The sequence below is a fragment of the Streptomyces sp. C genome, assembly GCF_000158895.1.
Classification (GTDB): domain Bacteria; phylum Actinomycetota; class Actinomycetes; order Streptomycetales; family Streptomycetaceae; genus Streptomyces; species Streptomyces racemochromogenes.
In genome coordinates this window covers 2,017,200-2,019,580 of record NZ_GG657750.1, presented here as the reverse complement: position 1 = coordinate 2,019,580, position 2,381 = coordinate 2,017,200, and the positions used below count along the sequence as shown (strand labels likewise).

The following is a 2,381-nucleotide window of genomic DNA, read 5'->3' as shown; positions in this document are numbered from 1 at the left end:
GCCGGCAACGTGCACCTCGGCCCGCAACCCTCGGGACCCTGCCCGTGGTCCTCCAGATCACCTGCGCCCTCACCGAGGACGACCCCTGGTCGGTGGCCGCCCCGGCCCCCAGGGGAGCCGTGCCCTGCAGTTGCCCCGAGGACCCCCGGTGCGCCGCTCAGACCAGCCGGCGTATCTCCCCGCGCACCCGGTAGAAGCCCCCGCTCGCCGCGTGCAGCCCGTCCACCACGTACCGGGCGCCCGCCTCCCGGATCCCGCGCGGGAACTGCACGTTCCAGCCGTGCTCGAAGCCGTCCGAGACCACCTGCACCCGCATCCGTCCGCCCTGCTGGACGCACTCCACCACCACACCGCCGGCCGGCACCGCGGCCACCGAGACCGTCGGCACCGCCGACGCGGACGCCGCCGGGGTGAACACCGGGAGCGCGGCCGCCGACTTCACGTCGACCGCGGTCGGGACCGAACCCTGCTGGGCCGCGGCGATCGCCGCCTCGCTCGCGTCCACGCACACCAGCGAGCCGTCCGTGGTGACCAGGTACAGCCGCTCGTCCAGGTACTGCATCGACAGGGCCGAACCCCCGCCGGTACCCAGCTTCCACAGCCGGTGTCCGTCCGCGTCGAAGCAGTACACCGACGAGGAGGAGTCGCCGGCGAAGACGTGCCGGCCGTCCGGGGACGTCGCGCACGAGTACACCGCCGAGTCGCACGGGTACGAGGCCTCGACCCGCCCCGTCGCCTTCGACAGGCGCTGCACGGTGTTGCGCACCGTGCCCGCGTACACCGCGTGCTCCTCCTGCCAGCCGAACAGCACCCCGCCGGGCGTCGCGGTGTGCCACAACTGGCCCGTCCCGTCGGCCGCGTAGGCCGTCACACCGGCGCTGTGCCCGTGGTAGACGGCCCGCTCGTCCGCCCGGACCATCCAGGCACCGGTACCGGAGGACTTCCGCGACCACTGGTGCTCGTCCTCGTGGTCGATGACCGTCAGACCGCCGTTGGCATCGGAGACGTTGAGCACGCCCTCGTGGATGTCGAGCCAGTAGATGTCCACGTCCGCGGCTATCCCGTACGCCCCGAACGGCACCTTCGACGACAGGTCGTACACCGTGCCGTCGTCACAGCCCGCGTATATCCAGAACTCGTCCGCCACCAGGCACTTCACCCCGTCCGGCAGGGAGTAGCGGGCCAGCACCTCGCCGCCGTGGCTCACCGTGTAGACGTCCCCCGCCTGGTTGCCCACCCAGCAGCGGTCCTCGTCCACGTGGATCCCGAAGGCCGAGGAGCCGGTACGGAAGCGCCACAGCACCGGCGCCACCGCGCGGGCCGTGGACGGCGCCGACGCCACCTGCCGCCGCGTCACCGACCGGGCGGCGCGCGCCCCCCGCACCGCCGGCGCGTACCCCTTGCGGACCTTCTCGCCGATCTTCTTGGCGGCGGCCGCGCGGGCCTTCTCGGCCGTCGGGAACGAGGAGCTCTGCAGCTGGCCGGCCGCGCCGATGCGGCCGTAGCGCACCGAGACGGTCGCGCCGTCCACGGTCACCTCGTAGAACTTGTGCGCCGCGCCGTCCTCCTGCGACAGCTCCAGATACGTCGTCTCCCGAGCCATGACAGACCCCTCCCCAAGAGCAGGGCCGCCGGCTCCGTTCCACCGGTGATCCCTCGTGAAAAACGTTAGGACGCACCACTGACAATGGGCTCGTGAAGCTGGAAGCGATCACCTGGCAGCGGATGGCCGAGCGGCTCGCCGGCCACCTCGACGCGCTTGGCGGGGGCGACACCTGGCAACGCGTCGGCATCGACGGCGCACCGGCGGCCGACACCGGGGTCCTCGCGGAGGAGCTGGCCGGGGCGCTGCGCTCGCGCGGCCGGGCGGTGCTCGTGGTGGCCGCCGGGGGTTTCCTGCGGCCGGCCTCGCTGCGGTTCGAGTACGGGCGGCAGGACGTGGAGGCGTACCTCCAGGGCTGGTACGACACGGGCGCGCTGTGGCGCGAGGTGTTCGGTCCGACGGACCCCGGTGGCAGCGGGCGGGTCCTGCCCGACCTGTGGGACCCCGTCACCGACCGGGCCACCCGCAGCCCGTACACCGAACTGCCGCCGGGCGGGGTGGTGATCGTGCACGGGCCGCTGCTGCTGGGGCACTGGTTCCCGTTCGACCTGAGCGTGCACGTCAGCCTCTCGGCGGGGGCGCTGGGGCGGCGGACGCCGGAGTCCGAGCGGTGGACCCTGCCGGCGTTCGCCCGCTACGCGCGGGACGCGGACCCGGCCGGGGCGGCCGACGTCCTCGTCCGCGCGGACGACCCCCGCCACCCGGCCTGGACCGGCCTCCCGCCGCGCTAGGGGGTGTCCCGCCGGGCCGGCCGCTGCGCTGCCGCGCGGGGGCCGTG

At 74.1% G+C, this 2,381-nt stretch carries 2 protein-coding genes; one reads left to right on the top strand and one right to left on the bottom strand.

Annotation, left to right across the window (positions count from 1 at the left end):
* Positions 1-157: 157 nt before the first annotated feature.
* Positions 158-1,603 (bottom strand): WGR domain-containing protein, encoded by a 1,446-nt coding sequence (locus SSNG_RS08905; protein WP_007263486.1) that lies wholly within the window; start codon positions 1,601-1,603, stop codon positions 158-160.
* A gap of 92 nt (positions 1,604-1,695) precedes the next feature.
* On the opposite strand from SSNG_RS08905, the gene SSNG_RS08900 reads away from it, so the two are divergent.
* The gene (locus tag SSNG_RS08900; RefSeq protein ID WP_007263485.1) at positions 1,696-2,334 is read left to right on the top strand and encodes a hypothetical protein; all 639 of its coding nucleotides are present in this window, start codon (positions 1,696-1,698) and stop codon (positions 2,332-2,334) included.
* The last annotated feature ends 47 nt before the right edge of the window (positions 2,335-2,381 follow it).